This window comes from Sinorhizobium glycinis (assembly GCF_001651865.1).
In the GTDB taxonomy this organism is placed as follows: domain Bacteria; phylum Pseudomonadota; class Alphaproteobacteria; order Rhizobiales; family Rhizobiaceae; genus Sinorhizobium; species Sinorhizobium glycinis.
Genome location: NZ_LPUX01000047.1, coordinates 38,898 through 64,407, shown reverse-complemented (window position 1 = coordinate 64,407; position 25,510 = coordinate 38,898). Strand labels below are relative to the sequence as shown.

General features: G+C 63.2%; 32 protein-coding genes. 21 read left to right on the top strand and 11 right to left on the bottom strand.

Annotated elements, in window-relative coordinates:
• Nucleotides 1-2: 2 nt before the first annotated feature.
• Together AU381_RS02045 and hemP are read right to left on the bottom strand one after the other, a co-directional pair.
• Nucleotides 3-1,064, bottom strand: coding sequence for a hemin-degrading factor (locus AU381_RS02045; protein WP_064240159.1), 1,062 nt, complete (start codon nt 1,062-1,064; stop codon nt 3-5).
• Between the two features lie 11 nt (nt 1,065-1,075).
• Nucleotides 1,076-1,258 (bottom strand): hemin uptake protein HemP, encoded by a 183-nt coding sequence (gene hemP / locus AU381_RS02040; RefSeq protein ID WP_064240217.1) that lies wholly within the window; start codon nt 1,256-1,258, stop codon nt 1,076-1,078.
• A 192-nt stretch (nt 1,259-1,450) separates the two neighbouring features.
• Between hemP and AU381_RS02035 the strand changes: the two genes are divergently transcribed.
• The 5 genes from AU381_RS02035 to hmuQ all read left to right on the top strand — a co-directional run bounded on the left by AU381_RS02035 (nt 1,451) and on the right by hmuQ (nt 4,102).
• The gene (locus AU381_RS02035) at nt 1,451-1,888 is read left to right on the top strand and encodes a hypothetical protein (RefSeq protein WP_064240216.1); all 438 of its coding nucleotides are present in this window, start codon (nt 1,451-1,453) and stop codon (nt 1,886-1,888) included.
• Between the two features lie 38 nt (nt 1,889-1,926).
• Nucleotides 1,927-2,847, top strand: a complete 921-nt coding sequence (locus tag AU381_RS02030) for an energy transducer TonB family protein (protein ID WP_064240158.1) — start codon at nt 1,927-1,929, stop codon at nt 2,845-2,847.
• 193 nt (nt 2,848-3,040) lie between these two features.
• Nucleotides 3,041-3,454 carry a DUF2325 domain-containing protein gene (locus tag AU381_RS02025; RefSeq protein WP_064240157.1) on the top strand — a complete coding sequence of 138 codons (414 nt, stop codon included), beginning with the start codon at nt 3,041-3,043 and terminating at the stop codon, nt 3,452-3,454.
• Nucleotides 3,455-3,510: 56 nt separating this feature from the next.
• Entirely contained in the window at nt 3,511-3,783 is a 273-nt protein-coding gene (locus AU381_RS02020; RefSeq protein WP_064240215.1) for a hypothetical protein, read from the top strand.
• Nucleotides 3,784-3,787: 4 nt separating this feature from the next.
• The gene (hmuQ, locus tag AU381_RS02015; protein ID WP_064240156.1) at nt 3,788-4,102 is read left to right on the top strand and encodes a heme-degrading protein HmuQ; all 315 of its coding nucleotides are present in this window, start codon (nt 3,788-3,790) and stop codon (nt 4,100-4,102) included.
• Nucleotides 4,103-4,108: 6 nt separating this feature from the next.
• Here hmuQ and AU381_RS02010 read toward each other — a convergent pair whose 3' ends face one another.
• Nucleotides 4,109-4,477 (bottom strand): DUF423 domain-containing protein, encoded by a 369-nt coding sequence (locus tag AU381_RS02010; RefSeq protein WP_064240155.1) that lies wholly within the window; start codon nt 4,475-4,477, stop codon nt 4,109-4,111.
• Nucleotides 4,478-4,484: 7 nt separating this feature from the next.
• Nucleotides 4,485-4,877 (bottom strand): globin domain-containing protein, encoded by a 393-nt coding sequence (locus tag AU381_RS02005; RefSeq protein WP_064240154.1) that lies wholly within the window; start codon nt 4,875-4,877, stop codon nt 4,485-4,487.
• A 131-nt stretch (nt 4,878-5,008) separates the two neighbouring features.
• On the opposite strand from AU381_RS02005, the gene AU381_RS02000 reads away from it, so the two are divergent.
• A complete protein-coding gene (locus tag AU381_RS02000; RefSeq protein ID WP_064240153.1) occupies nt 5,009-5,569 on the top strand; it encodes a TetR/AcrR family transcriptional regulator in 561 nt (186 codons plus the stop codon).
• 63 nt (nt 5,570-5,632) lie between these two features.
• Nucleotides 5,633-5,962, top strand: coding sequence for an SMR family transporter (locus tag AU381_RS01995; RefSeq protein ID WP_064240152.1), 330 nt, complete (start codon nt 5,633-5,635; stop codon nt 5,960-5,962).
• A 37-nt stretch (nt 5,963-5,999) separates the two neighbouring features.
• Here the strand turns inward: AU381_RS01995 and AU381_RS01990 are convergent, their stop codons facing one another.
• Nucleotides 6,000-7,223, bottom strand: a complete 1,224-nt coding sequence (locus AU381_RS01990) for an alpha/beta hydrolase (RefSeq protein ID WP_064240214.1) — start codon at nt 7,221-7,223, stop codon at nt 6,000-6,002.
• Between the two features lie 72 nt (nt 7,224-7,295).
• The gene (locus AU381_RS29445) at nt 7,296-7,604 is read right to left on the bottom strand and encodes a hypothetical protein (RefSeq protein WP_156528524.1); all 309 of its coding nucleotides are present in this window, start codon (nt 7,602-7,604) and stop codon (nt 7,296-7,298) included.
• On the opposite strand from AU381_RS29445, the gene AU381_RS01985 reads away from it, so the two are divergent.
• From AU381_RS01985 to AU381_RS01960, 6 genes are read left to right on the top strand one after another with little or no spacing between them, the layout of a single operon-like run.
• The gene (locus tag AU381_RS01985) at nt 7,581-8,636 is read left to right on the top strand and encodes a dipeptidase (RefSeq protein WP_064240151.1); all 1,056 of its coding nucleotides are present in this window, start codon (nt 7,581-7,583) and stop codon (nt 8,634-8,636) included. The two genes, AU381_RS29445 and AU381_RS01985, sit on opposite strands and share 24 nt — an antisense overlap.
• Before the next feature lie 47 nt (nt 8,637-8,683).
• Entirely contained in the window at nt 8,684-10,324 is a 1,641-nt protein-coding gene (locus AU381_RS01980) for an ABC transporter substrate-binding protein (RefSeq protein ID WP_064240150.1), read from the top strand.
• Between the two features lie 22 nt (nt 10,325-10,346).
• Nucleotides 10,347-11,408, top strand: coding sequence for an ABC transporter permease (locus AU381_RS01975; RefSeq protein WP_064240149.1), 1,062 nt, complete (start codon nt 10,347-10,349; stop codon nt 11,406-11,408).
• A complete protein-coding gene (locus AU381_RS01970; protein WP_064240148.1) occupies nt 11,405-12,337 on the top strand; it encodes an ABC transporter permease in 933 nt (310 codons plus the stop codon). Before AU381_RS01975 ends, AU381_RS01970 begins: the two co-directional genes overlap by 4 nt.
• Nucleotides 12,334-13,167, top strand: coding sequence for an ABC transporter ATP-binding protein (locus AU381_RS01965; RefSeq protein ID WP_064240147.1), 834 nt, complete (start codon nt 12,334-12,336; stop codon nt 13,165-13,167). The genes AU381_RS01970 and AU381_RS01965 overlap by 4 nt, the downstream gene beginning before the upstream one ends.
• The gene (locus AU381_RS01960; protein ID WP_064240146.1) at nt 13,164-13,919 is read left to right on the top strand and encodes an ABC transporter ATP-binding protein; all 756 of its coding nucleotides are present in this window, start codon (nt 13,164-13,166) and stop codon (nt 13,917-13,919) included. Before AU381_RS01965 ends, AU381_RS01960 begins: the two co-directional genes overlap by 4 nt.
• A 209-nt stretch (nt 13,920-14,128) precedes the next feature.
• Here AU381_RS01960 and AU381_RS01955 read toward each other — a convergent pair whose 3' ends face one another.
• Nucleotides 14,129-14,662 (bottom strand): dTDP-4-dehydrorhamnose 3,5-epimerase family protein, encoded by a 534-nt coding sequence (locus AU381_RS01955; RefSeq protein ID WP_064240145.1) that lies wholly within the window; start codon nt 14,660-14,662, stop codon nt 14,129-14,131.
• Between the two features lie 104 nt (nt 14,663-14,766).
• Here AU381_RS01955 and AU381_RS01950 point away from each other — a divergent pair, with 104 nt between their 5' ends.
• The 3 genes from AU381_RS01950 to AU381_RS01940 are packed head-to-tail and all read left to right on the top strand — an operon-like array spanning nt 14,767 to nt 16,873.
• Nucleotides 14,767-15,252: an acyltransferase gene (locus tag AU381_RS01950; RefSeq protein WP_064240144.1), complete on the top strand. Its 486-nt coding sequence runs from the start codon at nt 14,767-14,769 to the stop codon at nt 15,250-15,252.
• On the top strand, nt 15,252-16,082 hold the full coding sequence (locus AU381_RS01945) for an NAD-dependent epimerase/dehydratase family protein (RefSeq protein WP_064240143.1): 831 nt from the start codon (nt 15,252-15,254) through the stop codon (nt 16,080-16,082). Before AU381_RS01950 ends, AU381_RS01945 begins: the two co-directional genes overlap by 1 nt.
• 14 nt (nt 16,083-16,096) lie before the next feature.
• Nucleotides 16,097-16,873, top strand: coding sequence for a cephalosporin hydroxylase family protein (locus tag AU381_RS01940; RefSeq protein WP_064240142.1), 777 nt, complete (start codon nt 16,097-16,099; stop codon nt 16,871-16,873).
• A gap of 341 nt (nt 16,874-17,214) precedes the next feature.
• Here AU381_RS01940 and AU381_RS01935 read toward each other — a convergent pair whose 3' ends face one another.
• From AU381_RS01935 to rfbF, 3 genes are read right to left on the bottom strand one after another with little or no spacing between them, the layout of a single operon-like run.
• Entirely contained in the window at nt 17,215-18,447 is a 1,233-nt protein-coding gene (locus tag AU381_RS01935; protein ID WP_082909598.1) for a class I SAM-dependent methyltransferase, read from the bottom strand.
• The gene (rfbG, locus tag AU381_RS01930) at nt 18,447-19,517 is read right to left on the bottom strand and encodes a CDP-glucose 4,6-dehydratase (protein ID WP_064240140.1); all 1,071 of its coding nucleotides are present in this window, start codon (nt 19,515-19,517) and stop codon (nt 18,447-18,449) included. Before rfbG ends, AU381_RS01935 begins: the two co-directional genes overlap by 1 nt.
• Nucleotides 19,514-20,281 (bottom strand): glucose-1-phosphate cytidylyltransferase, encoded by a 768-nt coding sequence (rfbF, locus tag AU381_RS01925; RefSeq protein ID WP_064240139.1) that lies wholly within the window; start codon nt 20,279-20,281, stop codon nt 19,514-19,516. The genes rfbG and rfbF overlap by 4 nt, the downstream gene beginning before the upstream one ends.
• A 229-nt stretch (nt 20,282-20,510) precedes the next feature.
• Between rfbF and AU381_RS01920 the strand changes: the two genes are divergently transcribed.
• From AU381_RS01920 to AU381_RS30640, 5 genes are all read left to right on the top strand, one after another.
• Nucleotides 20,511-21,950 (top strand): FAD-binding oxidoreductase, encoded by a 1,440-nt coding sequence (locus AU381_RS01920; RefSeq protein ID WP_064240138.1) that lies wholly within the window; start codon nt 20,511-20,513, stop codon nt 21,948-21,950.
• A 230-nt stretch (nt 21,951-22,180) separates the two neighbouring features.
• The gene (locus tag AU381_RS01915) at nt 22,181-22,594 is read left to right on the top strand and encodes an EF-hand domain-containing protein (protein WP_064240137.1); all 414 of its coding nucleotides are present in this window, start codon (nt 22,181-22,183) and stop codon (nt 22,592-22,594) included.
• 67 nt (nt 22,595-22,661) lie between these two features.
• Complete coding sequence (locus AU381_RS01910) at nt 22,662-23,039, top strand: DUF488 domain-containing protein (protein WP_064240136.1); 378 nt, start codon at nt 22,662-22,664, stop codon at nt 23,037-23,039.
• A 297-nt stretch (nt 23,040-23,336) separates the two neighbouring features.
• Nucleotides 23,337-24,092: an adenylate/guanylate cyclase domain-containing protein gene (locus AU381_RS01905; protein ID WP_064240135.1), complete on the top strand. Its 756-nt coding sequence runs from the start codon at nt 23,337-23,339 to the stop codon at nt 24,090-24,092.
• A gap of 70 nt (nt 24,093-24,162) precedes the next feature.
• Complete coding sequence (locus AU381_RS30640; RefSeq protein WP_425288607.1) at nt 24,163-24,315, top strand: DUF488 family protein; 153 nt, start codon at nt 24,163-24,165, stop codon at nt 24,313-24,315.
• A gap of 138 nt (nt 24,316-24,453) precedes the next feature.
• Here the strand turns inward: AU381_RS30640 and AU381_RS30635 are convergent, their stop codons facing one another.
• Nucleotides 24,454-25,488, bottom strand: a complete 1,035-nt coding sequence (locus AU381_RS30635) for a hypothetical protein (protein ID WP_064240134.1) — start codon at nt 25,486-25,488, stop codon at nt 24,454-24,456.
• Nucleotides 25,489-25,510: the final 22 nt, after the last annotated feature.

Here is a 25,510-nt window from a genome sequence, read left to right as displayed (position 1 = left end):
CCTCAGGCCGCGGCGACGCTATCGAGGCGCGGCAGGCTCTCGACCAGGCTGCGCCACTCCGGTCTTTCGGCAAGGCCTTCCTTGCGCTTGCCGAAGAACTGAATGACCATTTCGCCTTTGGCGTTGAGGGCCTCCAGCGAGGTTACATGCCCGTCCGCAGTGGGTTTGCGTACCGCCCAAAGCTCGGCGATGTGGTCCGTGCGCAAATGCAGGTGGAACGTCGGGTCCATGACGTTGAGCCACGGCCCCATTGTCGCGATCTTCGCGACCGGGCCTGAGTGGATCTGGATGACGCCGGCATTGCCGACGAAGCACATGATGGGCAGCTCGATTACGGCGCTTTCCCGCATCATCGTCTCCATGCCACCCGCGTCGAGCTGCCACGCCAGGTCTTCACCCACTGCATGCAAGGCTTGGCGCCGGCCAATTTTCAGGTTGCGCAGCATGCCGTGGAACTGGTGGGTGTCGGTCAGTTTCATCCAGTGATCGCGCAGCGCTTCGGTATCGACGGCGGCATCGGTCCCCTCGTCGCCCGCCGCTGCGCCGACCTCGGCAACGAATTCCTGCGATTGGTCGTCGAGGCGGAGGTCCGCGACGATCCTGTTGTAGGCTTCAAGATCGGAATCCGGACGCAGGTGGATCTTGTGAACCGCATTTCCCCATTTGTCGAAGAACTGCAGGCTGCGGCGGACATCGCCATTTGCGTCGGTCTTCGAAACGGCGAAACCGTGGGCCCAGGCGGATGGAAAGACGCGCAGATCAATTTCGGATCCGAGCACGAGGGCTGCAGCCTTGCCGGCCTTGACGTTCTCGTAGACGCCGATCTTCTCATGGACGGCGCTGTCATTGCGGGTGAGCGCCAGGACCTCGCCCAGTTCCTCGGCGCGCGCCAGCAGGCGATTGGCGTCGGCGTCGATACGGCTCGCCGTCAGACCGCATTCGGCAGCAACGAGGGCCGCCTCGGAAATGCCGAGCTGGGCGGCCATGTCACGCTCGCGCAGCTTCGGGTTTGCCGCTCGGTAGGCGCGGATTTCGATGGGAGTTGGGCGCGTGCTGTCGATCATCAGTCGTCTCGCTATTTATTCAGAATCAGCTTGCCCTGGCGGGTGATCCTCATCCGGTAGATCGCGCCGTCATGGGAAATCAGGATCTCGCTGGCGCCGCGGAAAAGCTCGTGGCTTTCCACGATCGGCTGCGAGCGGTGCGTCGCGCTCGGCGCCGGCGAGGATTGGGGAGTCTCGGTGTCGTTCGGTGTCACGTTTCGGCCAGTTCGCGAGAGCGGAAGCAAGGCGATATCTCCTCATTCCTCTCGCGCATTCCATTTAGTATCTTGACTGCATTACTCATATTTCTTTAAGGACGCAATACCGGATAATTGCAGTCAAGTTAATTGACCGCATCCACCGCTTGGGACAAAGGCGGCCGGATGCGGAGCATGGGTGGTGTTATGATGGCCTGTCTTTCCCGTTTCGCTTTCTCGACCGCAGCCATGGTCCTGTCGGTAGCAGGGGCGGCTGTGGCACAGGAGGCAACAGTTGCCAGCGGATTGACGATCGAGCTCAACGAGATTTCGCCCTCGGAGAAGGGATGCAAGCTCACCTTCGTCGCCGGCAACGGCCTGCAGCAATCGCTTTCCAAGGTTTCGTTCGAATTCGTCCTGTTCGATCAGAAGGGGCTGGTCGAACGCATGGCCGTCCTCGATTTTCGCGACCTGCCCACCGGCAAGACGAAGGTCCGCCAGTTCGATCTGCCGGGAACGAAATGCGAGGCGGTGAAGAGCCTGTTGATCAACGATGCGCCGGCCTGCATCGGCGAGGGCATCGACAAGGGTGCCTGCATGACGGGGCTGAAGACCGGCTCCAAATCGGCGGTTGAAGTCAAGGGCTGAGGCCCGTTCGCTGAAGTGCCGATGGAAGGCAGGCTCGGATGAAGCACATCGTGAAATGGAGCGGGGCGATAGGCCTCTCGCTGCTGACGCATGCCGGCGGAGCAAAGCTCCTGGAGCCGAGCAAGGACGAGTTTCTGATGGCTGGCGGTGCGGCGACCGAAGTTGCGCTGCTCGGTAATGCCTTCGAGGAGACGCTGCAGGCAGGCGATCTTTCGGACGTCGTCGAGCCTACTGAAGACACGCCCGAGGAGGTACAACCGAGCGAGGTTCAGCCGACGGAAGCGGTGGCGGATGAGATCCCGCCGGCCACGCCTGAGAGCGTCTCCGAGCAGCCATCCGACATTGCGCCGGCGGAGGCGGATGTCATCCTGCCGGCAGATGAAATGCCGGTGACCGAGGTCGCCCAAGCGCCGGTAACGGCCACTGTCGCGCCTGTGGAAACCGTGGTTCCTGAAGAGAAGCCGAGGCCGGAAAAGACCGAGAAGAAGGTCGAGAAACCGGAGCTGAAGAAGGAGCCAGCAAAGAAAAAGAAAGTTGTCCGCAAGAAGGCTGGCGAGCGCGGGGAGCAGGCGAATTCGCAGGCCAAGGGCCAGGCGGACGGCGTGGAAAATGCAAGTGCGACCGCGGCCACTGGCGCGAGACGGAGTTCAATTGCCCGGGAAGCGGGCAATGCCGCGGTCGACAACTACAAGGGGAAGGTGCAGGGCAAGCTGACTAGGGCCATGCGCTATCCGGCCGAGGCCAAGCGCCAGGGGCTGCGCGGCGTCGCGCAAGTGAGCTTTACCGTTACGTCCGATGGCGGGCTCGCCGGCGTCAGTTTGGCAAGGAGCGCGGGGTCGCCAATTCTCGACCAGGCAGCGCTCGATATCGTCCGTCGTGCCGCACCGTTCCCGGCGATCCCCGCCGAGGCCCGGCGCAACACCTGGCAGTTCACCGTTCCGATTGAATTCAAACGATAACTCTCCGCAGGCACCCTGCCGCAGAGGTCTATCGGTCTGCCCGTTAATATGACTTAGAAACTCATGTTTATACTTTACTCGGCTTATCAAGTTTAATAAGTTGCCGCCGTCGCACAACCGTTCGGTGTGTGCCACACAATACTGAGGCGATCAGCGGAGAGTCCGCGCACCGCCGACAAGACGGAGAAAACGGATGGGCGGCAAGCGGCACCAGAATGCAGGCAAGGGCGGCAAGGGGAAGGCAAGGGACGAGATTTCTGGAGTGCAGCCCAGTGGCGGCAAGGCGACGCTTGAGGGGCGCAGCTTCCTTTATGTCGGCGGCCGCGATTGCCAGGTCGCCCACTTGCGCGAGATCGCCAGCTCCTATGGTGCGGAACTCATCCACCATGACGGCGGTTTACGAGAGGCGGTATCGCGCATCGACCGGGTTCTTCCCTCGGTCGACTGCGTCTTCTGCCCGATCGACTGCATCAGCCACGATGCGTGTCTGCGCGTGAAGACCGGCTGCAAGAAGTGGGGCAAGGCCTTCGTGCCGCTGCGCAATGGCTCGAAATCGAGCCTGGAGCGGGCCCTTCAGGACCTGTCCTCGAGCGGCGGCGAGAACTGAGTCTTTGAGGAAGCGAGGCGCTATGGTCTCCCTGGTCGTCGCGCGGAGTATCGATGATGAACGAAGAACGTCCCGATCAAATGATGATGATCGGTCTTCATAAGCTGGCATCGCAGCTCGGCGATGGGCTGGTGCCGGAACTCTACGAAGTGCTGACGCGCCGCGCACGCCTGCTCGAGGACAACCCCAACGTGGCGGAATTTCCGGCATGGCAGGCCCGCCTTCCGGTCCGAGAACCGTTCGGGCCTGAACCATCGTCGAATGCCGTTATCCTGCCGTTCCCGCGCAGCGAAGCGGGGGTCCCGGAAAAGAAGGCACGTGAAAGGTAGCTCGATGTTTGTTGCCATGAACCGTTTCCACGTTGCCCTGGGTCAGGAAGAGGCGTTCGAGGCCGTCTGGAAGGGGCGTGAATCGAGCCTGGCGGACATGTCCGGCTTCATCGACTTCCATCTGCTGCGCGGCGAGAGCGTGGCGGAAGAGGGCTACACGCCGTTCATCTCGAAATCGACCTGGGAAAACAGGGACGCCTTCGTCGCCTGGACGAAATCGGAAAACTTCCGCGCCGCCCACCGCAACGCCGCCGACAATCGGTCCATGTATCTGGGGCCGCCGAAATTCGAAGGCTACACCGTCGTCGAGGGCGCCTGAGCGTCTCTAATCAACTTTGCGGGGCAGAAACGCTCCGAGCGCCACGGCGAGCCATCCGCCCATCATCGTCAGGCCGCCGAGCGGTGCCGACATCGGGAAGAGGCCGTGGCCGGCAAAGTGGCGCATGGTGAGGTCTGCGGCGAAGACGGCAGTGCCCGCGGCGAGCAATAACGCGGCGACGGCCGCCGTGCGGAAATGCGCCCAACCGGCATGGAGCGCGACGAGTGCCGGCGCATGGGCGAGGCACATGGCGGACGCCCCGCCGAGCAGCCGCGGATCTGCGCCGTGCGAGGCGGCCGCAGCGGCGGCGACGCCGAACACGCCCATCAGCCCGGCGATGAAAAGCACGCTGCCACGCATTCCGCGGTTCGGCATTTGATGATCATCCCTTGTTCTGCATGTGAAAAGCGAGCCGGGTGATCGGTTCGAGGATGACTTCCCGGAGTTGCGGATGGCTAACGGTTTCCTCGAGAGCGCGGGTGAAGCAGAGCAGCCATTCGTCGCGTTCGGCCGGGCCGATTTCGGCGATGAAGTGCCGCCGGCGCAGCATCGGATGACCGCGCTTTTCCACATAGATCGGCGGCCCGCCGAGCCAGCCGGTCAGATATTCGTAGAACTTCTCCTCGCTCCCGGAGAGGTCGGCCGGATGCACGGCGCGGCAGCGGGCCGCCTCGGGCAGGCTGTCCATGAGCTCGTAGAAGCGCTGGGTCAGGGCGCGGACCGTGGCATCGCCGCCGATCGCCTCGTAGAGCGTCGTGGTTTTCGTTTCCGTCATGATCGTTTCCTTTGTCCGACTTCGTATAGCGGCTCCGCGCCGGGCACAATGTCCGCACGTGTCTTGCGGCGTTTCATCGCGTTGACTGTCAAGGCTTGACAAAACCGTCCAGACGGTATCTTTAGGGAGGCATGACGAACGCCTACCAGAGAAAGAAGCAGCCGGAGCGGGTTCGCCAGCAATTGCTGGATGTCGCCGCGCGTCTGTCGTTCGAGCAGGGGATCGCCGCGGTGACGCTCGAGAGGGTGTCGCAGGCGGCAGGGGTCAGCAAGGGTGGCTTGCTGCATCATTTCCCCAACAAGCTTGCCTTGCTTGACGGCCTGTTCGACGAACTGGTCGCCCGCTTCGACCGGGCGATCGAGGCGGCGATGGCCGGCGACGAGGTGGAGCAGGGGCGGTTTACCCGCGCCTATCTCACCGTCTGCTTTGCGCTCGATGCGGAAGAGGAAGGGCAAGGCTGGCAGGTACTGGCAATCGCGCTGCTTGCGGAGCCGCACCTCAAGGCACGCTGGCGGGAATGGGTAGAGCGACGATCGGCCGAGTTCGCGACGACCGACGGCTCGCCGGATTGCCTTCTGGCCCGGTTCGCCGCCGATGGCATCTGGCTCGCCGACCTGCTGCAGAGCCATGACATCGACGCATCCACCCGGGCAGTGCTGCTCCAGAAGCTCAAGACGCTTTCATTGCAGTGAAGTCGCGGGCGACAGCCTATCCATCTACTCGAACTTATCCGGAGACGTGTCGTGAACCCCGCCATGCTCTACACCGTTCTGGTGATCGCCATCGTCTTCGAAGTGCTCGGCACTTCGGCCATGCAGGCGGCGCAGCATTTCACGCGGCTGGCGCCGACCGTGCTGATGGTGGTCTGCTATGCCGTCGCCTTCTTCTTCCTGTCCTATACGCTGCGCTACATTCCCGTCGGGATCGCCTACGCGCTGTGGAGCGGGCTCGGCATCGTGCTGATTTCCGCTGTCGGCTACATCACGTTCGGCCAGAAGCTCGACCTGGCGGCGATCCTCGGCCTGGCACTGATCATCGCCGGCGTGCTGGTCCTCAACCTCTTCTCCAAGTCGACGTTCCATTGAGGGCAGCCAAGGCTGCTCAGGAGCGGCGCTCGGGGCCTTACGGCGTAACGGCCGAACCGACGGTGTTCTCCATCGATTGGCCGAACCGGCGGAGCTGCGCGTTGTAATTTTTCCGGGTGCGCGGATCGAAGATCATGATCGGCGTCGAGACGGCGACACTTGCGGCGCTGCCGACGGTCTGGGCAGTCCCGAGGGCGACTGCGCCCACCCGTTCGCCCAGGCCGACATCCGAATCCGTCACGGTCTGTCCGGCGATCAGTCGGTTGCCGAGCAGCCGCACCACCTCGGGGCTCTCGGCGAACTTGCCGTGGTTGAGCCTGTCGCCGCCCTTGAGTGCGGTCAGGTCGAGCACGGTGATGCCAGCCCTCTCGAGCTGGCTGCGATAGGGTTCCACCGATGGATCGATCTGCCCGAGCCGGTCGATATTGCCGGAAATCCGCCGGGAGACCGTCAGCGCCCGGTCGTCGCGAGAGACGAAGAGCGTGAATTTCGGCCGCGACTTGCCCATGGCCTGCATCTGCTTGGTGAAGACATCGACGTCGAGATCGGGCGAGGCGAGAATGACGTCGGTGATCTTGGGAGCGACGCGGCCATCGCGGATCGCCATCTGCCGGAGCGCTTCGACGGTGAGCCACGAGCCCATGGAGTGGGCCATCAGCGTGATCTCGCCGACCGACGGGTTCTTCGAGGCCCGATGCAGCAGTTCTTCGAGCGCGTCGCGCGAATAGTTGGTGCTTTCCTTGTCGTAGTTGTAGTCGAAGATGCTGGCGCGCGACGGCCAGGTGAAGATGACCGGCGCGACATCGGCACTGGAATCGTGGACGATCTGGGCGTAGCGATAGACGGCGTCCTCGAAGCGGTTGTTGAAGCCGTGGACGAAAATCAGCACGCGCCGGCTCTTCGGCAGATGCCCGTTGAGCCAGGCCTGCGTCTCCCGCCCGGGCTCCAGCGGCTCGACGCTGACGGTGGAGAAATCCCGGGTCGGATCGGCCGGCAGTTTCTTCGGCCATTGGACCTGCCCGACTTTGCGATTCTTTTCCGGAGGGATCGAGACGACGATTTCGGTCAGCGAGAGCTCCGGGGCGCGTTCGCCGGTGAAGAGAACGCCCGGATCATCGGACTGGGCGCGGGTAGTCGCAACCAGGAGGTCCACTTCCGAGGCTCCCGCGGCGGAGCCGGAGGGAACAAGGACGCCGACCGGGCGCCCGCCGCAGCCGGCAAGGCAGAGCAACACTCCCAGGCAAAGCACGGCGCGGCTCATCCGCGCAGCCAGGCTTGCATCAGCGATCGACGGCACTCCGAGCCCCCTCATGAGCACAACCCGCACCGGCCGTCATGGCCGGCGACATCGGACAGCGTCCCCTTCTTCACCGAAGCAATGGCAGATTTTTGTTAGTCGGGACAGTCTGTCTGAGGTTTTTCTGATCGTCCCCGCGTTGGCGTGCCCCGTGCGAGGGCGGCGCGCACGCAAGTTTTCGCTACAATGGTCGACCAGGAAATCACCCGCATATTCATTGAAATGGCGGATGTCTTTCAATAGCATCGCCACGTCCTCGGCCGGGTGCGGCAATGGCGGATGATCCATCCGATTTCCCTGAAATAACGAAGGAATTTTGGAATGCAGGCGGTTTTCGACGGTCATAACGACGTGCTCTTGCGCCTTTGGCAGCATGCGCGCGATGGAAGCGACCCGGTAGCCGAATTCATCGAAGGGACCGACAAAGGTCACATCGACGTGCCCCGCGCCAAGGCCGGCGGTCTCGCTGGCGGCCTATGCGCCATCTACATTCCATCGCGTGATCTGGTCTTGAGAACACCGGACAGGAACGGCCACTACGTGACGCCGCTCTCGGAGCCGCTCGACCGCCTGCCGTCGCTCGCGACGGCGATCGAGCTTGCCGACATCGCCATGAGGCTTGACGGGGCAGGGGCCTGGCGGCTCTGCCGCTCTACCGGCGAGATACGCAGGGCGATGGCCGACGGCATCTTTGCGGCCGTCCTGCATATGGAAGGCTGCGAGGCGATCGGGCCCGACCTCGCCGCGCTCGAGACCTTCCATGCGGCCGGCCTGCGGTCGCTCGGGCCGGTCTGGAGCCGCCACAATGTCTTCGGCCATGGCGTGCCCTTCGCCTATCCCTCGCCGCCGGACACGGGCCCGGGCCTCACAGAAGCCGGGTTTGAACTCATACGGGCCTGCAACAGGCTCGGCATCCTGATCGATCTTGCCCACATCACCGAAAAGGGCTTCTGGGATGTGGCGGAGACCACCGATCAGCCGCTCGTCGCCAGCCATTCCAATGCCCATGCGCTGACGCCGGTCGCCCGCAACCTGACCGACAGGCAACTCGACGCCATCCGCGAGAGCCGCGGCCTGGTCGGGCTGAATTATGCGACGACCATGCTGCGCGCCGACGGGCAGGAAAATGCGGCAACGCCGCTTTCCGACATGGTGCGTCACGTCGACTACATGGTCGAGCGTGTCGGGATCGACTGCGTCGCGCTCGGCTCGGACTTCGATGGAGCGACGATACCCGAGGAGATCGGCGATGCAGCGGGAAATCAGAAGCTCGTTGCCGCGCTGAAGGACGCCGGATATGGTGACCGCGAGCTGACAAAAGTATGCCGCGAGAACTGGCTGAGAGTTCTGGGACAGGCATGGCACGAAGCAGCCTGATCCCATGAAGAAGAGCCCGACAAGGGCTAGACAAAGGGAAGCGCAAAATGATGCATAAGCTCAATGGACGTTTTCGACTTCTGACTGCTTCCGCGGCGCTTGCGCTCGCGATGGGGGCCGCACAACCGGTATTTGCAGAAACGCCGAAGGACACGCTGGTGGAGGGCTTCGCGTTCGACGACATCATCACCATGGACCCGGGCGAAGCCTTCGAGCTTTCGACCGCAGAGGTGACCAGCAATACCTACAGTCTGCTCGTCCGCCTCGACCTCAACGACACGTCCAAGGTCGTCGGCGATCTTGCCGAAAGCTGGACGGTTTCCGACGATGGCCTCACCTATACGTTCAAGCTGAAGCAGGGGATGAAGTTTGCCTCCGGAAATCCGATCACCGCCGAGGACGTCGCCTATTCCTTCGAGCGCGCCGTCAAGCTCGACAAGAGTCCGGCCTTCATCCTCACCCAGTTCGGGCTCAACGGCGACAATGTCACCGAGAAGGCCAAGGCGACGGACGCGCAAACCTTCGTCTTCACCGTCGACCAACCCTACGCGCCAAGCTTCGTGTTGAACTGCCTGACAGCAACCGTCGCCATGGTTGTCGACAAGAAGCTGGTGCTCGAGCACGTCAAGCCGATGACGCCTGACGACAAATACAAGTACGATAATGACTTCGGCAATGAATGGCTGAAGACCGGCTATGCCGGCTCGGGGCCGTTCAAGTTGCGGGAGTGGCGGGCGAACGAAGTCGTCGCCCTGGAGCGGAACGACAACTACTATGGCGAGCCGGCGAAGCTCGCCCGGGTCATCTACCGGCACATGAAGGAAAGCTCGGGCCAGCGGCTGGCGCTCGAAGCCGGCGATATCGATGTGGCTCGCAATCTCGAGCCGGGCGACTACGAAGCCGTTTCCAAGAATGGCGATCTGGCGACAACCAGTGCCGCGAAGGGCACGGTCTGGTACATCAGCCTCAATGAGAAGAACGAGAAGCTGGCCAAGCCGGAGGTCCAGGAGGCGTTCAAATATCTGGTCGACTATGACGCCATCGGCGCCACCCTGATCAAGGGAATCGGCGAGATCCACCAGAGCTTCCTGCCGAAGGGCGTTCTTGGCGCGTTGAACGAGAACCCCTATACGTTCGACGTCGCCAAGGCGAAGGAACTGCTGGCGAAAGCCGGCTATCCGGACGGGTTCACCGTAACCATGGATGTGCGCAATACCCAGCCGTCCACCGGCATTGCCGAATCCTTCCAGCAGACGCTGGGGCAGGCGGGCGTGAAACTCGAAATCATTCCGGGTGACGGCAAGCAGACGCTTACCAAATACCGCGCCCGCAATCACGACATGTATATCGGCCAGTGGGGCATGGATTATTTCGATCCACACTCGAACGCCGATACCTTCACCAACAATCCGGACAATTCCGACGCGGGCACAAACAAGACGCTCGCCTGGCGCAATGCCTGGGACGTTCCGGAACTGAGCAAGAAGACCAAGGAAGCGCTTCTGGAGCGCGACAGCGCCAAGCGTGCGGAAATCTACAAGGAACTGCAGAAGAGCGTTCTCGACGACAGCCCCTTCGTCATCATCTTCCAGCAGACGGAGGTCGCCGGTCTTCGAGGCAACTTGAAGGGCTTCAAGCTGGGTCCGAGTTTCGACACCAACTACGTCTGGAACGTCTCCAAGGAATAGTCGAAAGGGCGTTCCCTTGAGCATGAGCGGAACAGAATACTTGAGCGGGCGCCGGCGCGCCCGTTCCCGAAAGGCCGTGGCCGCGGCGCTGCAGTTTCTCGTTGTGGTGGCGACCACCTATATCGGTCTCCTGGCCGTTACCTTCTTCATCGGCCGGGTGATCCCGATCGATCCGGTGCTCGCCGTTCTCGGCGACCGGGCGCCGGCGCATGTCGTCGAACGGACGCGCGAGGCGATGGGTCTCAACCTGCCGCTGTATCAGCAATTCTTCATCTACTGCCGCCAGGCGCTCTCCGGTGACTTCGGCGTTTCGGTGCTGACGACCAATGCGGTGATGACCGACATCCGCCGCGTCTTTCCCGCGACAATCGAGCTTGCGACGCTCGGAACGCTGATCGGTGCCTTGATCGGCGTGCCGCTCGGCGTGCTTGCCGCGGTCAAACGCGGCAGCATCGCCGACCAGATCGTCCGCGTCATCGGCCTCGTCGGCTATTCGGTGCCGATCTTCTGGCTGGCGCTCCTGGCGCTCCTCGTCTTCTACGCGCGCCTGAAATGGGTCGCCTATCCCGGCCGCATCGACATCGTTTACGAATACACCTTCTCGCCGATCACCGGTTTCTACCTCGTCGACGCGCTCTGGCAGCGGCAATGGGACGTGTTCCGCGACGTCTTTCGTCACATCATCCTGCCCGCCTCGCTGCTCGGCTACTTTTCGCTCGCCTATATCAGCCGCATGACCCGCAGCTTCATGCTGAACGAACTGCAGCAAGAATATATCGTGGCGGCTCGCGCCAAGGGGCTTTCCGAGGCGCGGATCATCTGGGGCCATGCGCTGCGCAACGCGGCCGTGCCGCTGGTCACCGTGATCGCGCTTTCCTATGCCGGATTGCTCGAGGGCTCGGTGCTGACGGAGACGGTCTTCTCCTGGCCGGGGCTCGGCCTCTACATCACCAATTCGCTGCAGAATGCCGACATGAACGCCGTGCTCGGCGGCACCATCGTCATCGGTTCGGTATTTATCGGCATCAATCTCCTGTCCGATCTTCTCTACCGGACGCTTGACCCGAGGACGCGCGCCCGATGAGCCTTGCCACGGAAACACGCCCGATGACGCGCCGCGAATGGCTGCTCTCCGACCGGCCGCAATCGCGGCTGCAGGCGCGCCTCGGCCGCGCCTACATGACCTGGCGCCGCTTTTCGGCGAACCGCCTCGCGGTGGTCGGCCTGCTCATTCTCCTGGGCCTATGCTTCGTCGCCGCATTTGCCGATCTGCTCGCGCCGCATTCGCCGGTGATCGGCAATCTCGCCGGGGCGCGGCTCCTGCCGCCCGGCAGCGAGGGATACCTGCTCGGCACCGACGACCAGGGCAGGGACATCCTGTCGCGGCTCATCCACGGCTCCCGGCTGACGCTCGCCGTCGTCGTCCTGGTTGCCATCATCGCGGCGCCGGTGGGGCTGATCGTCGGCGCCGTTGCCGGCTATGCCGGCGGCTGGCTCGACGCGATCCTGATGCGCATCACCGATATCTTCCTCGCCTTTCCGAAGCTCGTGTTGGCGCTCGCCTTCGTCGCGGCGCTCGGTCCCGGCATCGAAAACGCCGTCATCGCCATCGCGGTCACCTCCTGGCCGCCCTATGCGCGGATCGCCCGCGCTGAGACGCTGACGGTGCGCAATTCCGACTATATCGCCGCCGTGCGCCTGATGGGCGCGTCGCCGGCGCGCATCGTCTTCCGCCACGTCGTGCCGATGTGCATGTCGTCGCTGATCGTGCGCGTGACCCTCGACATGGCCGGCATCATCCTGACGGCAGCGGGCCTCGGTTTCCTCGGCCTCGGGGCGCAGCCGCCGCTGCCCGAATGGGGTGCGATGATCGCCTCCGGCCGTCGCTTCATCCTCGATCAATGGTGGGTCGCGACCATGCCGGGCATCGCCATCCTGATCGTCAGCCTCGGCTTCAACCTGCTCGGTGATGGCTTGCGCGATGCGCTCGATCCGCGGGAGAGTGGCCAGTGAGCGCTCTGTTGACGGTCGAGGATCTCCGCGTCAGCTTTCCGACCCGCACTGGTGTCGTTGAGGCGGTACGCGGTGTTTCGTTTACCCTCGGACGCGAACGCCTCGGCATCGTCGGCGAGAGCGGTTCCGGCAAGTCGCAGACGGGCAGGGCCATCATGGGCTTGACGCCGCCCCATGCGCAAGTGACCGCGAAGCGGCTCGCCTTCGATGGCATCGACCTGCTTTCCGCCCCACCAAAGCTGCGGCGCGATCTTCGCGGCAAACGCATCGCCATGATCCTGCAGGATCCGAAATACTCGTTGAACCCGGTGATGAGCATCGGCAAGCAGATCGTCGAAACCTTGTGGCGCCATGAGAAGGTCGGCCGTGCGGAGGCCCGCAAGCGGGCCCTCGACATGCTGGCGGCCGTGCAGATCCGCGATCCGGCCCGCGTCTTCGATCTCTACCCGCACGAGGTCTCGGGCGGCATGGGCCAGCGGGCGATGATCGCCATGATGCTGGTCGCCGGCCCGGAGCTCTTGATTGCCGACGAGCCGACCTCGGCGCTCGACGTGACGGTGCAGCTCGAGGTGCTGTCGATCCTCGACAGGCTGGTTGCCGAGCGCGGCATGGGGCTGATCTTCGTCTCGCACGATCTGCGGCTCGTCTCGTCCTTCTGCGATCGGGTGCTCGTCATGTATGCCGGCAGGATCGTCGAGGAAATCGCCGCTTCGGACCTCGCCAATGCCAGGCATCCCTATACCCAGGGGCTCTTGAACTGCATGCCGGTGATCGGCGCCGATCGCCATCCCTTGCCGGTCCTCGACCGCAAGCCGGAGTGGGCGCTATGACAGGGGTCGTTTCCGTTGAAAACCTCAGCGTCGTCTATGACGATTTCCGGGCGCTCGATACCGCCAGCGTAGAGATCGGGGCCGGCGAGTCCTTCGGTCTCGTCGGCGAATCCGGTTCGGGGAAGTCAACGCTGCTCAGGGCCATCGCCGGGCTTGCCCCGGCCAGCGAGGGTGCCATCCACGTCCTGGGGCGCGAACTTCGCGGCTCGCGGCGCGAAAAGGCGTTCTATCGCGCCGTCCAGATGGTGTTTCAGGACCCCTATGGTTCGCTGCATCCGCGCCAGACCATCGACCGGCAGCTGATGGAGCCGCTGGCGATCCACGGCATCGGCGACGGCGAGCGCCGCATTTTGAAGGCACTCGACGAAGTGGGTCTCGGCTCCGGCTTTCGCTTCCGGTATCCGCATCAGCTTTCCGGCGGCCAGCGCCAGCGTGTCGCGATTGCCCGGGCGCTGATCCTCGAACCGTCGATCCTGCTGCTCGACGAGCCGACCTCCGCCCTCGATGCCTCGGTGCAGGCGGAAGTGCTAAACCTCCTCGAACAGGTCCGCCGCGACCGCAAGCTGACCTTCCTCATGGTCAGCCATGACCTCGGCGTCGTCACCCATATGTGCGACCGCCTGGCCGTAATGCAGGCGGGACGCGTGGTCGAGCGGCTGTCGTCGGCCGACCTCGTCGCGGGCCGCATCGGCGAGGACTACACCCGCAACTTGATGGTTGCGAGCAAGGGCTTCCGGAGGAAGACGGCGTGAGAGCGGGGCAGTGGCACCCCCCTCTGCCCTGCCGGGCATCTCCCCCACAAGGAGGGAGATTAGGGAAGCACCGCTGTGCACCACTACTACTTTCCGCATCGAGGTTGACGTTTCGAGCAGATGAAGGGGAAGCTCAGCAGCTTGCCAATCTCCACCCTTGTGGGGGAGATGCCCGGCAGGGCAGAGGGGGGTATCGACACCGCTTTCCGTTAAAGCAAATTAAAATTGCGATCGCGCTCCGACATCTGCGCTACTTCGAGCGGCCACTTGATGGCGAGGCGGGGATCCAGCGGGTTGAGCCCGCCTTCCGCGCCTGGAGCGTAAGGTTTGTCGTGTAGGTAGATAAGTTCGCATTCCTCTGTCAGCGTCTGGAAGCCATGCGCGAAGCCGCCGGGGATCATCATAGAGCGGGCGTTCTCGGCGCTCAGGATTTCGCCGTGCCACTGGAGATAGGTGGGCGAGTCCGGCCTGATGTCGACAGCTACGTCGAAAACGGCGCCCGACAGGCACGAGACGAACTTTGTTTCATCATGCGGCGGCCCCTGGAAGTGCATGCCGCGGATCGCTCCCTTGATGCGCGTCAAGGTGTGGTTGATCTGCGCGATGGAGCCGTCACCTCCGAAATCGCCCAATTCGTCGCGGCAGAAGAAGCGGGAGAAGAAGCCGCGCCCGTCGCCAACCTGCTTACGCTCGATGACGATCAGGCCCGGAAGCGGCGTGGAGAGGCGATTGAAGCGCGACATGACTTTCCTCGAGGATAGCAATTCCCGAGCCGCTTCATGCACGATCCAGCGTTGACGCGGCAAGCGCTAACTGGAAAAGAGGGCCGAACGACATTGGAGCCCCCATGATCGACCTGCACCCGACAGCGAGGATCAGCCCGCTCTCAGACATCGAGGATTCCGTTCGCGGCAGCCGGATCGTTGTTGGCGAAGCCTCCGTCATCGACAGTTTCGTCAAGGTCAAGCCGGCCGGCGGCTCGGGCGACCTCGAGATCGGCCGCTTCTGCTATGTCAACAGCGGCTGCGTCTTCTATACCGGCAACGGCATTCGCATCGCCGACAATGTCCTGATCGCCGCCAACTGCACCTTTGCTCCGGTCAATCACGCCTTCAAGGACAAGGATCTGATCCGCGAACAGGGCTTCCAGCCAAGCCGCGGCGGCATCGTCATAGAGGAGGACGTCTGGATCGGGGCGAATTCGGTGATCCTCGATGGCGCCATCCTTCGGAAAGGTTGTGTCATCGCCGCAGGCTCGATCGTGCGCGGCGACGTCGATGCCTACACGATCTGCGGCGGCAATCCGCTGCGGCGGCTCGGCGAGAGGTCGTGATGTACACGGTTCTCGGCGGCTCCGGCTTCATTGGACGCAACCTGGTTCGCCGCCTGCGGGAACTCGGGCAGGTCGTCCATGTGCCCGCCCGGGCCGACCTGCCGCTCGCCGGTCGGGACCTCGGCCATGTCATCTACGCCATCGGCCTCACCGCCGACTTTCGTACCCGGCCGTTCGACACGATCGAGGCTCACGTTTCGCTCGCGGCCGATATCCTGCGCCAGAACGCGTTTTCCTCCTTCCTCTATCTTTCGTCGACCAGGGTCTATGCCAACGGTCAGGACACGCGCGAGACTGCCAATCTGTCGGCGTCGCCGCTCAATCCCTCGGACCTCTATAATCTCTCCAAGTTGACGGGGGAGGCGATCTGCCTGGCCTCTGGACGCGAAAACGTGAGGGTGGCCCGCCTGTCCAACGTCGTCGGACCCGACGAGGCAGAGGCGGATACGTTCCTCGGGGCGCTGTGCCGGGAGGCGAAGGCGGGGCATATCCAGCTTCAGACGGCGCTCCAGTCAGCCAAGGACTATATCTGGATCGATGACGCCGTCGATCTGCTGCTCAGGATCGCAGAGCAGGGCCGGCATTCGGTCTACAACGTGGCGAGCGGCAGGCAGACCAGCCACGCGGACTGGTGCGCGGCAATTCAGTCGCGGGCGCAATGCTCGGTGGGCGTGAATGACCCTGCCCCGACGGTCTCTCTCGCGCCGATTTCGGTCGACAGGGTGAAAGACGAGTTCGCCTTTGCCGCCACACCTGTGCTAGAGCGCATCTCTGAAATCCTGGGCATGAGCGGATCGGGTTTCAATCTCGATCCGCGGCCTTCCACATGAAGACAGGACCCGACATGGACCCTATCGAACACTTCCGCTCCGAACGGGCGGCCTCGATCGACGCCTATGGCCGCGACGGCGACTTCCAGGCGCTCTCCGATCAGTGGCGAGAAGCCTCGATGGCGAAGCGCTACGTCTATAATTTCGACTGGCTCGGCCGCCCGATCATCCAATATCCGCAGGATATCATGGCGATGCAGGAACTGATCTGGGCGACACGTCCCGACCTGGTCATCGAAACCGGCATCGCCCATGGCGGCTCGCTGATCCTGAGTGCCTCGCTGCTCGCCATGCTCGACATGTGCGACGCGATCGAAGCGGGCGTTTCGTTCGACCCCAGCCAATCCAAGCGCAAGGTGATCGGCATCGACATCGATATTCGTGCCCACAACCGGGCAGCGATCGAAAGCCACCCGATGGCAAGCCGCATTGAGATGTTCCAGGGCTCGGCCATCGATCCCGAGATCGTGAAGCAGGTCCGCGAGGCATCGGCGGGCTACAAGCGCGTCATGGTCTGCCTCGATTCCATGCACACCCACGCGCATGTGCTTGCCGAACTGGAAGCCTATGCGCCTTTGGTGACGTCCGGCTGCTATTGCGTGGTCTTCGACACGCTGGTCGAAGACCTGCCGGCCGGCTTCTTCGAAGACCGCCCCTGGGATGTCGGCGACAACCCGAAGACCGCGGTGCATGAATATCTGGAATCCCATCCGGAATTCGAGATCGACAGGTCGGTTCAGAACAAGCTGATGGTCACGGTTGCGCCGGACGGCTTTCTGAAGAGGCTTTGAACGGCGCCTACAGCCGCGTGTTTTAGGCTCAAACGGAAACCGGGAAGCGGTGTCGACACCCCCCTCTGCCCTGCCGGGCATCTCCCCCACAAGGAGGGAGATCGGCAAGATGCGAGCTTCCCATTTCCCCTGTCCGGCGACGCGGGCCTCGCTGTAGGGCGTCGCCATGGAGCGAGGCGGCGCCTCCCCTATCTCCCCCCTTGTGGGGGAGATGCCCGGCAGGGCAGAGGGGGTGCTACACTCGGCAGGCCGAAGACGTTATTCCGCTCCGAATTCGCTGGTCGCCGCAGCGATGCTTTCATCCCTCGACGCTCCAGCCAATCAAAGCCCGATAGCCGCGCTCAAATCACCCGCACTTCCGGGATCGCGACGACGAAGCGGCCGCCCCAGGCGCGAATATAGGCATGCGTATCGACGATCTCGTCGGTCAGGTTCCAGGGCAGGATGACCACGAAGTCGGGTTTTGCCGCTTCGAGCTTGGCCGGTTCGTGGATCGGGATATGGCTGCCCGGCGAGAGCTTGCCCTGTTTCAGGTCGTTGCGGTCGACGATGAAGTCGATATCGGCCGAGGTCACTCCGCAGACATTGAGGAACGTATTGCCCTTCGCCGCCGCGCCATAGGCCGCCACCCGCTTGCCTTCGCTCCTGGCCTTCCGCAGGAAAGCGCGGAAGCCCTCACAAACGGAGGCGATCCGTTCGCCGAAGGCAACATAGGTCGCCATTTCGGTGAGCTGCGCTTTGGCCTCATCGGCCCTGACCTTGGCGAGCCCCTCGGTTGCTGCCCGAGTGCCGGTCAGCGGCTGGGCGAAGACGCGCAACGAGCCGCCATGGGTCGGCAGTTCCTCGACGTCGAAGACCTTCAGCCCGCAGGCCTCGAAGATCCGTTCGACGGCGACGAGCGAGAGATAGGAATAGTGTTCGTGATAGATCGTATCGAACTGGATGCCCTCGATCAGCCGCAGAAGGTGCGGGAACTCGAATGTCGCGACGCCGTCGGCTTTTAGAAGGAGTGCAAAGCCGCTGACGAAGTCGGCAATATCCGGCACATGGGCAAGCACATTGTTGGCGGCCGTCAGGTCGGCGCGGATGCCGCGGCCGACCAGCTCATTCGCCGTGTCGCGGTCGAAGAAGGCGACGTGGGTCGGCACGTTGCGGCTTTCGGCGATCTTCGCGGCATTGCTGGCCGGCTCGACGCCGAGCACGGGAATCCCGTTGGCGGCGAAATATTGCAGCAGGTAGCCGTCATTCGAGGCGACCTCGACGACCCGCGATGTGCCGTCAAGGCCGAAGCGTTCGGTCATCCTTTCGGCATAGCGCCGGGAGTGGTCCAGCCAGCTCGTCGAGAAGGAAGAGAGATAGTGATAGTCGGCGTTGAAGATTTCGTCGGCAGGCACCGTCTCGGTGGTCTGCACCAGCAGGCATTCAGAACAGACCATCACCTTCAGCGGAAAGGCCTTTTCCCGCGCAATCGCTGCCTCGGTCGGCTCGAGAAAGGAGTTCGACCAGGGCGTTGCGCCGAGGTCGGCGACGACGGTTTCGAGCGGGCTCGAGCAGAAGCGGCAGGAGTGAGACATCAGCGGCCTTTCGTGAATGCGTCGATTTGATCAAGCGTGAGTTCGAGCGGCGGCTTACCTTGGCGCCAGCCATCGTACCAGCGCGCGGTCCAGTCGATTGCCTGCTGCTGGGTGAACCGGGCGCGCCAGCCAAGGCGCTCGGCGGCAAGCGACGGGTCGAGGCCGAGCGTCTGCATCTCGCGCGGCTGCTTCACCGACGAGACATCGTCCCATTCGGGCTCGAGCCCCATTGCCGCCTGGATGGCGTTCGCCACGTCGCGCACGGGGACCTGCGGTTCGGCGGGCGACGGGCCGAAGTTCAGGGCATCGACCTCGCTTGCGCCGTTATAGAGTGCTTCGGCGAAGAGGAAATAGCCGTTCAGACAGTCAAGGACGTGCTGCCACGGGCGCGTCGCGAGCGGGCTGCGGATATTGAGCCTGGCGCCGGAAAGGGCGGCGCGGACGATGTCCGGGACGAGCCGGTCGGCGGAAAAGTCGCCGCCGCCGATCACATTGCCGCCGCGGGCCGTGGCGACGCGGATGCCGCCCTCGTTGAAATAGGCGCTGCGCCAGGTCGCCACGGCGAGCTCGCAGGCAGCCTTGGAGCCGGAATAGGGGTCGTGCCCGCCGAGCGTGTCGCTCTCCTGGAAATGCCGGCCGCTCTCGTCGTTGCGATAGACCTTGTCGGTGGTCACGACGAGAACGGCCTTCACCGAAGGTACCGCGCGTGCGGCCTCCAGCAGCCGGATCGTCCCCATGACGTTGACGTCGAAGGTTTCGGCGGGCGTTGCATAGCTCTCGCGCACCAGCGGCTGGGCCGCCATGTGCAGAATGATCTCCGGCTCGCTTTTCCGCGTGGCAGCGGCCAGCGCCCCTCCGTCGCGGACGTCGCCGAACTGCCCGTCCGGCAGGCCGTCCCCATGCAGAAGCGCATGGAGCGATGGGTCGGAAGCGGGGGGCAGGGCGTAGCCCGTAACTTCAGCGCCCATCTTCGTCAGCCACAGGCCGGCCCAGCTGCCCTTGAAACCCGTGTGGCCGGTCAGGAGGACGCGTTTTCCTCCCCAGAAATTCGGATCGGGCAGGCGGTTCATGGCCAGATCTTCCAGGGCGCGCGGTTCTGCTGCCAGAGCTCCTCGAGCTGGTTCTTGTCGCGCAGCGTATCCATCGGCCGCCAGAAGCCGTCATGGGGAAAGGCCATCAGCTGTCCGTCGCGCGCCAACCCTTCCAGCGGCGCGTTTTCGAAAGCGACGTGGTCGCCGTCGATGCGGTCGAGCACGGAACGGTTCAGCACGAAGAAGCCGCCATTGATGCGGCCGTTGTCGCCGGCCGGCTTTTCGGTGAAGCTGTTCACCTTGCCGGACTCGATCGCCAGCGCGCCGTAGCGTCCCGGCGGCACGACGCTGGTGACCGTCGCCTCGCGGCCGTGCCGGAGGTGGAAATCAGTGAGCGCGCGGATGTCGATGTCGGCGACCCCGTCACCATAGGTAAGGCAGAAGGTGTCGCCGAGATAGCTGCCGACACGCTTCAGGCGGCCGCCGGTCATGGACTCCGGCCCGGTGTCCACGAGGGTTACCCGCCAGGGTTCGGCCTTGCTCGAGTGATAGATCGTCTCGCCCGTCGCCATGTCGAAGGTGACGTCGGACAAATGCAGGATGTAGTTGGAGAAATACTCCTTGATCATGTAGCCGCGGTATCCGAGGCAGATCACGAAATCGGAAAAGCCGTAGTGGCTGTATATCTTCATGATGTGCCAGAGGATCGGGCGCCCGCCGATCTCGATCATCGGCTTGGGTCTCAGGTGGCTTTCCTCGGAGATGCGGGTGCCGTATCCGCCGGCGAGAATGACGACCTTCATGCCCAAACCTGCCTCTGCCAAAACTGCGTCCTTGCGTGGGCTCGCACTCCGCTGAGCCCGGGGTTCATTGGAGCATTTTCTGGACGATTGCAACAATTGCGGTGCCGTGCAGCTGCCGGCTAACCCCAAAGGAGTATAGGCCGCGGTGCCCGCCGTCGCTTGCCGGGGGACCGGCAAAGGCGCAGAATGCCGCCCGCTGGGGCATGGTTCACCGAGGGAGGATCGAATCATGAACGATATGAGCCTCACCAATCTGCAAGCAGGAAAGACGATGATCAGCGCCGCGGCGGTCGAGGCCCTGGCGGCGCGGCTGCGCGGCCGGGTGCTGGACGGGCGCGACCCGGCCTATGACGAGGCGCGCACCATCTGGAACGCGACGGTCGACCGCAGGCCGGGCCTGATCGTGCAGGCAGCCGGCGCCTCCGACGTCATCGATGCGGTCCGCTTCGCGGCGGAGAACCAGTTGCTCGTATCCGTGCGCGGCGGCGGGCACAATATTGCCGGCAATGCGGTCTGCGACGGCGGCCTGATGATCGATCTCTCGCCAATGAAATCGGTGCGCGTCGACCGGACGACCAAGCGGGCCTGGGTCGAGCCCGGCGCGACTCTTGCCGACGTCGACAAGGAAACCCAGGCCTTCCGCCTGGTGCTGCCGACCGGCATCAACTCGACGACCGGCATCGCCGGCCTGACGCTCGGCGGCGGCTTCGGCTGGACCGCGCGCAAATTCGGCCTGACGATCGACAACCTGCTGTCGGCCGATGTGGTGACGGCGAGCGGCGAGCTTGTGCGTGCGAGCCCGACTGAACACCGCGACCTCTTCTGGGGCTTGAGGGGCGGCGGCGGCAATTTCGGCGTCGTCACGGCTTTCGAGTTCCAGCTTCACGAGCTCGGTCCGGACGTCGTCGCGGGACTGGTCGTGCATCCCTTCGCCGAAGCGGAAAGTGTGCTCAAGCAATACCGGCAGGTGCTTGAGACGGCGCCGGACGAACTTACGTGCTGGGCCGTGATGCGGCAGGCGCCGCCCTTGCCGTTCCTTCCCGCCGAGTGGCACGGCAGGGAGGTTCTGCTGCTGGCCATGTGCTATTGCGGCGACCCCGAAGCAGGCGAGAAGCCAACCGCGGACCTGCGTTCCATCGGTGAGCCGATCGCCGATGTCGTCGGCCCCGTTCCCTTCGTCGCCTGGCAGCAGGCCTTCGATCCGCTGCTGGCGCCCGGCGCCCGCAACTACTGGAAGAGCCATGATTTCATGGAGCTTTCGGATCAGACGATCGGCATCCTCACCGATGCCGTCCGGCAATTGCCGGGACCGGAATGCGAGATCTTCGTCGGCCACGTCGGCGGCGCTGCCGGCCGGGTCGCCGTGGAGGAGACCGCCTTCCCGCAGCGCAATTCGCATTTCGTCATGAATGTTCACGCCCGCTGGCGCGAGCCGACAATGGACCAGGCCTGCATCGAGTGGGCGCGGCGGCTCTTCGAGGCGGCCAGGCCCCACGCGGCCGGCACCGCCTACATCAATTTCATGCCCGGGGACGAGGTCGACCGGGTCGAGGCGGCCTATGGCGGCAACTACCGACGTCTCGTCGAGGTCAAGCGCCGCTACGATCCTCAGAACCTGTTCCGGATGAACCAGAACGTGCGCCCGACCGAGTTGCGGGGCGCGGCATGAATGAGACCGGAAGCCATTGACGGGCGCGCGGTGTGACGCGGTGCTTGGCTCCAAGCTGGAGGAGAGGCGCCGCATGGATGACGGATCAGTCCACACGACCTATTTCGCCGTGCGGCAGCGCATGCCGGGCGGTTCCGCGACAAGAGGCGGCGCGGCCGTGCCCTGCTGGGGATGGCCGAGCCGCTTCACCGAGCCAGTTAGACCTGCATCGAACGGGAGGAGGAATTCCCATGTCAGCGATGAGAATGCCAACCGTAGCCGCGCTTGCGGCCCTGATGATCGTCAGCCAAACGGGCTTCGCTGCCGCGCAGACGCCCGAACCGGTTCCGCCGGCCGCGCAAACGCCCGACCAGGACCAGGACGTGCAGGCGGATCGGCCGGATATGGACCGTGGCGACGAAATGCGCGATGGCAGGCGCGGGGATCGCATGCGCGACCGGATGCGGCATGGCGACAGGATGCGGGGAGGGATGATGCACCGGCAGATGATGAAGATCATGTTCGCCATCACCGATGCGGACAACGACGGCGCGCTTTCCTTCGAGGAGATCAGCACAATCCATAAGCGGATCTTCGACAAGGTGGACGCCAACCGCGACGGCAAGGCCACGCCCGAGGAGATCCAGACCTACTTCCACAATTAGCGGATGTCCGATACTTTTGCCTGTTCCCGGGCGGTGACGGCCGCCCGGGACTTGTTACGGGGGCAGGATGACATCACCCAACTTGAAGCGCGTCTACGAGGCGCCGGAAGCGTCGGACGGAACGCGCATCCTCGTCGACCGCCTGTGGCCGCGCGGCATTGCCAAGGACAAGGCTCGGATCGACCTCTGGCTGAAGGACATCGCCCCGAGCGACGCGCTGCGCAAGCGATTTCATGGTAAGCCCGAGGATTGGGAGGCGTTTTCCGCGGCCTATGCGGCGGAACTCGAAGGGGAGGCGGCGCAGGAGGGGGTGCGCGAACTCCATGCACGCATCGCGGAGGGTCCGGTGACGCTGCTCTATGCGGCGCGGGATGAAAGCCGCAACAATGCGGTGGCGCTGAAGGCTTGGCTGGAGGGTAAACGCGAAGGGGGTTCTTCATCGTAGAGATGCGGTCGCACGAACGAGACGGGCGGCCGGCGCATCGATGCTGCTCTTTCGCCCTCATCCCTGTGGTTGTTGTCACAGGGATCCCAGCAGCGCCGCGTCCGCGGCGCGGAAGAATCTTTGCAGCCCAAGGACTTGGGCTGACTGGATTCCTGTGACAAGCACAGGAATGAGGAGGGAGGAGAAGCCCTCCGTACCGCAAGCGAGGAAGCGCAATAGGCTACTGTCGTGTACAGTGGCGTCTGAAAAGACAGCACGGTGCAGTAGCCGGAACACCGAACCAGGAGAACCGTTCAGATGGAATCGACCGCACCCAGCCGCGCTCGCATCTGCCGCGGCTGCTGGGATCAGATGCACGTGCCGATCCCGATCCGGGGGCCGCTGGCGCTTCCGTTTCGCGCTTTCGGGATCACCCGGAGCAAGATGAACCCGAACATCTGCACGATCTGCGAGCGTTCCTTTCGATACGTCAAGAAGCAGCGCCATATATCTGCCACCGCCACTATCCTGTTCGCCGACATCCGCGGCTTCACTGTCCTCTCGGAGCGAATGGACCCGATTATCCTGAGTGAAATCGTCAGCGCCTTCCAGGATGGATGTGCCGAGGCCATCTGGGCTCACGACGGGATCGTCAACAAGCAGATGGGCGACGGCCTGATGGCGATCTTCAATTTCCCGATCAAGATCGAGCATCATGTCGACGCGGCGCTCGCGGCTGCGCTCGACATCCAACGCTCCTGCACGTCGGCCCTCAGGAGCCTGGATGCGCATCTCGACGGTGTTTCGCTCGACGCGCTCGGCGTCGGCGTCGGGGTCCATACCGGTGACGTCGAAATCGGCGAGTTCTCGACCTTCCGCAGCGACTTCACGGCAATCGGCAGTGCTGTCAATCTGGCGGCAAGGCTCGAGTCCCAGGCGGCTGCGGGCGAGATACTGGTCTCGGTCGAGGCAACGGCGCAGGCGCCGGACCTGATGGCCGGCACAGCAAGGCGAACCTACAGCCTCAAAGGGATCGAGCATCCGGTGCCGGCGCACGTTTTGTTGAAGAGCTGAAGGTGACCCGAGCGCCCGTGCGGCGGAGCTTAATGGCGCAGCAGCGCCGGAGGCGAGCGACGGAGCGCGCATTCTCGTAGACCGTCTGTGGCCCCGCGGCATCGCCAAGGACAAGGTGCGGATCGACCTATCAAGGACATTGCGCCGAGCGATGGGTTGCGCAGGTGGCGGTGAAGGAGCTTGTCGAACGGTTGCGGCAGGGGGCGGTGACGCTGCTACATGAGGCGCGGGATGAGAGGCGGATGATGCGGTTGCGCTCAAGGCGTGGCTGGAGAGGACCAGAGAGGGGGTTCGCCAGCATAAAGGCGGGAGGCAGGGATCAGAGGAGGCTGTTGCCGGCACCGCGCGATGTCCGCCCTCCTCATTGCACGAGATTCAGACGGTGAATGTTGAAGAATTCATTGCATTTTGCCTCGTACTGGAAGTGGATATTTTTCAGTGCGTCACGCGAGACACCATCCGAATACAGCGCATTGATATTCCGGCATAATGACTCCTCGGTCTCTCTCCTAAGCCCAAAGCCAGTCGAATAGACCCTTGGACCATCGGCGTTCATCGCAGTCGGCTTTGAGTCAAGTAGTTCCAAGTTCTGGCGGGCGAACGCGAACCCCATAAACACGATGCGCCGCGCCGTTCTAATCGTCGCCCTCATGTCTTCGATGATATCCGGCTCCCTGACCGTTTCGGACCATGTAATCAGATTGTCTGCCGCCTGAACGAACCGGCCCACCTCACCAAATGGAACTTTATCGAGTTCACCTAATTTTCCGTATGGATGGACAATCTTGATGTTTTTGACGATGCCCCGCGCTTCTTCGATAGTCATTCCGTAGAAGCTTCGGGGAAGGGCGTGTTCAAGATAGTGTTCGATGCACCGGTCGTAATTGAAAGTGATGATCGTTATGTTGTGTCCGATCTTTTCTACCTCACTCGCCCTGTAGCCGTTGATCAAAGCCTTCGCGAAGGCCCAAATCCACGTGTTGTCGGCAACATCTAGGTTCTCGCGAAATCCCTTTTCGAAGCTTAAAATCGAATTCATTTCTGCGACGGAGATGGCGTAGGCGATTTGTAATTTTCCCACCTCCGCGATAATTGGATTATCCGAATAGCGGAAAATGTACTCGTCAATACTGTCGGCGCTTTCGATGCCGTCTTTGATCTGCCATGACGCATTTAGGCGCTGATTGAATTCATTAACTTTCGCCGGGTCTTCTCTGCCGAAAATTCGTTCGTAGTATTGAAAAATCGGTGCTGGACCCGCTTGAAGTCTGCCGCCGTAACCCAACACGAAACTACAGTTCTGTTTAATCGTCTGCATTAATCCGGCGCCGACGGGCAAACCGAATTCCTGGCTTGCTCCTGCCCCGATCACGAAAACGGTGTTGTCCTTAAACATGCCCCGCCTTCTCACCACACTT

Bases quoted from the DNA above. Each gene is read 5' to 3' on its own strand.
- AU381_RS02045 (WP_064240159.1), bottom strand. From the start codon at position 1,064: ATGATCGACAGCACGCGCCCAACTCCCATCGAAATCCGCGCCTACCGA.
- AU381_RS02035 (WP_064240216.1), top strand. From the start codon at position 1,451: ATGGCCTGTCTTTCCCGTTTCGCTTTCTCGACCGCAGCCATGGTCCTG.
- AU381_RS02030 (WP_064240158.1), top strand. From the start codon at position 1,927: ATGAAGCACATCGTGAAATGGAGCGGGGCGATAGGCCTCTCGCTGCTG.
- AU381_RS02025 (WP_064240157.1), top strand. From the start codon at position 3,041: ATGGGCGGCAAGCGGCACCAGAATGCAGGCAAGGGCGGCAAGGGGAAG.
- AU381_RS02020 (WP_064240215.1), top strand. From the start codon at position 3,511: ATGAACGAAGAACGTCCCGATCAAATGATGATGATCGGTCTTCATAAG.
- hmuQ (WP_064240156.1), top strand. From the start codon at position 3,788: ATGTTTGTTGCCATGAACCGTTTCCACGTTGCCCTGGGTCAGGAAGAG.
- AU381_RS02010 (WP_064240155.1), bottom strand. From the start codon at position 4,477: ATGCCGAACCGCGGAATGCGTGGCAGCGTGCTTTTCATCGCCGGGCTG.
- AU381_RS02005 (WP_064240154.1), bottom strand. From the start codon at position 4,877: ATGACGGAAACGAAAACCACGACGCTCTACGAGGCGATCGGCGGCGAT.
- AU381_RS02000 (WP_064240153.1), top strand. From the start codon at position 5,009: ATGACGAACGCCTACCAGAGAAAGAAGCAGCCGGAGCGGGTTCGCCAG.
- AU381_RS01995 (WP_064240152.1), top strand. From the start codon at position 5,633: ATGCTCTACACCGTTCTGGTGATCGCCATCGTCTTCGAAGTGCTCGGC.
- AU381_RS01990 (WP_064240214.1), bottom strand. From the start codon at position 7,223: ATGAGCCGCGCCGTGCTTTGCCTGGGAGTGTTGCTCTGCCTTGCCGGC.
- AU381_RS01985 (WP_064240151.1), top strand. From the start codon at position 7,581: ATGCAGGCGGTTTTCGACGGTCATAACGACGTGCTCTTGCGCCTTTGG.
- AU381_RS29445 (WP_156528524.1), bottom strand. From the start codon at position 7,604: ATGACCGTCGAAAACCGCCTGCATTCCAAAATTCCTTCGTTATTTCAG.
- AU381_RS01980 (WP_064240150.1), top strand. From the start codon at position 8,684: ATGATGCATAAGCTCAATGGACGTTTTCGACTTCTGACTGCTTCCGCG.
- AU381_RS01975 (WP_064240149.1), top strand. From the start codon at position 10,347: ATGAGCGGAACAGAATACTTGAGCGGGCGCCGGCGCGCCCGTTCCCGA.
- AU381_RS01970 (WP_064240148.1), top strand. From the start codon at position 11,405: ATGAGCCTTGCCACGGAAACACGCCCGATGACGCGCCGCGAATGGCTG.
- AU381_RS01960 (WP_064240146.1), top strand. From the start codon at position 13,164: ATGACAGGGGTCGTTTCCGTTGAAAACCTCAGCGTCGTCTATGACGAT.
- AU381_RS01955 (WP_064240145.1), bottom strand. From the start codon at position 14,662: ATGTCGCGCTTCAATCGCCTCTCCACGCCGCTTCCGGGCCTGATCGTC.
- AU381_RS01950 (WP_064240144.1), top strand. From the start codon at position 14,767: ATGATCGACCTGCACCCGACAGCGAGGATCAGCCCGCTCTCAGACATC.
- AU381_RS01945 (WP_064240143.1), top strand. From the start codon at position 15,252: ATGTACACGGTTCTCGGCGGCTCCGGCTTCATTGGACGCAACCTGGTT.
- AU381_RS01940 (WP_064240142.1), top strand. From the start codon at position 16,097: ATGGACCCTATCGAACACTTCCGCTCCGAACGGGCGGCCTCGATCGAC.
- AU381_RS01935 (WP_082909598.1), bottom strand. From the start codon at position 18,447: ATGTCTCACTCCTGCCGCTTCTGCTCGAGCCCGCTCGAAACCGTCGTC.
- rfbG (WP_064240140.1), bottom strand. From the start codon at position 19,517: ATGAACCGCCTGCCCGATCCGAATTTCTGGGGAGGAAAACGCGTCCTC.
- rfbF (WP_064240139.1), bottom strand. From the start codon at position 20,281: ATGAAGGTCGTCATTCTCGCCGGCGGATACGGCACCCGCATCTCCGAG.
- AU381_RS01920 (WP_064240138.1), top strand. From the start codon at position 20,511: ATGAACGATATGAGCCTCACCAATCTGCAAGCAGGAAAGACGATGATC.
- AU381_RS01915 (WP_064240137.1), top strand. From the start codon at position 22,181: ATGTCAGCGATGAGAATGCCAACCGTAGCCGCGCTTGCGGCCCTGATG.
- AU381_RS01910 (WP_064240136.1), top strand. From the start codon at position 22,662: ATGACATCACCCAACTTGAAGCGCGTCTACGAGGCGCCGGAAGCGTCG.
- AU381_RS01905 (WP_064240135.1), top strand. From the start codon at position 23,337: ATGGAATCGACCGCACCCAGCCGCGCTCGCATCTGCCGCGGCTGCTGG.
- AU381_RS30635 (WP_064240134.1), bottom strand. From the start codon at position 25,488: ATGTTTAAGGACAACACCGTTTTCGTGATCGGGGCAGGAGCAAGCCAG.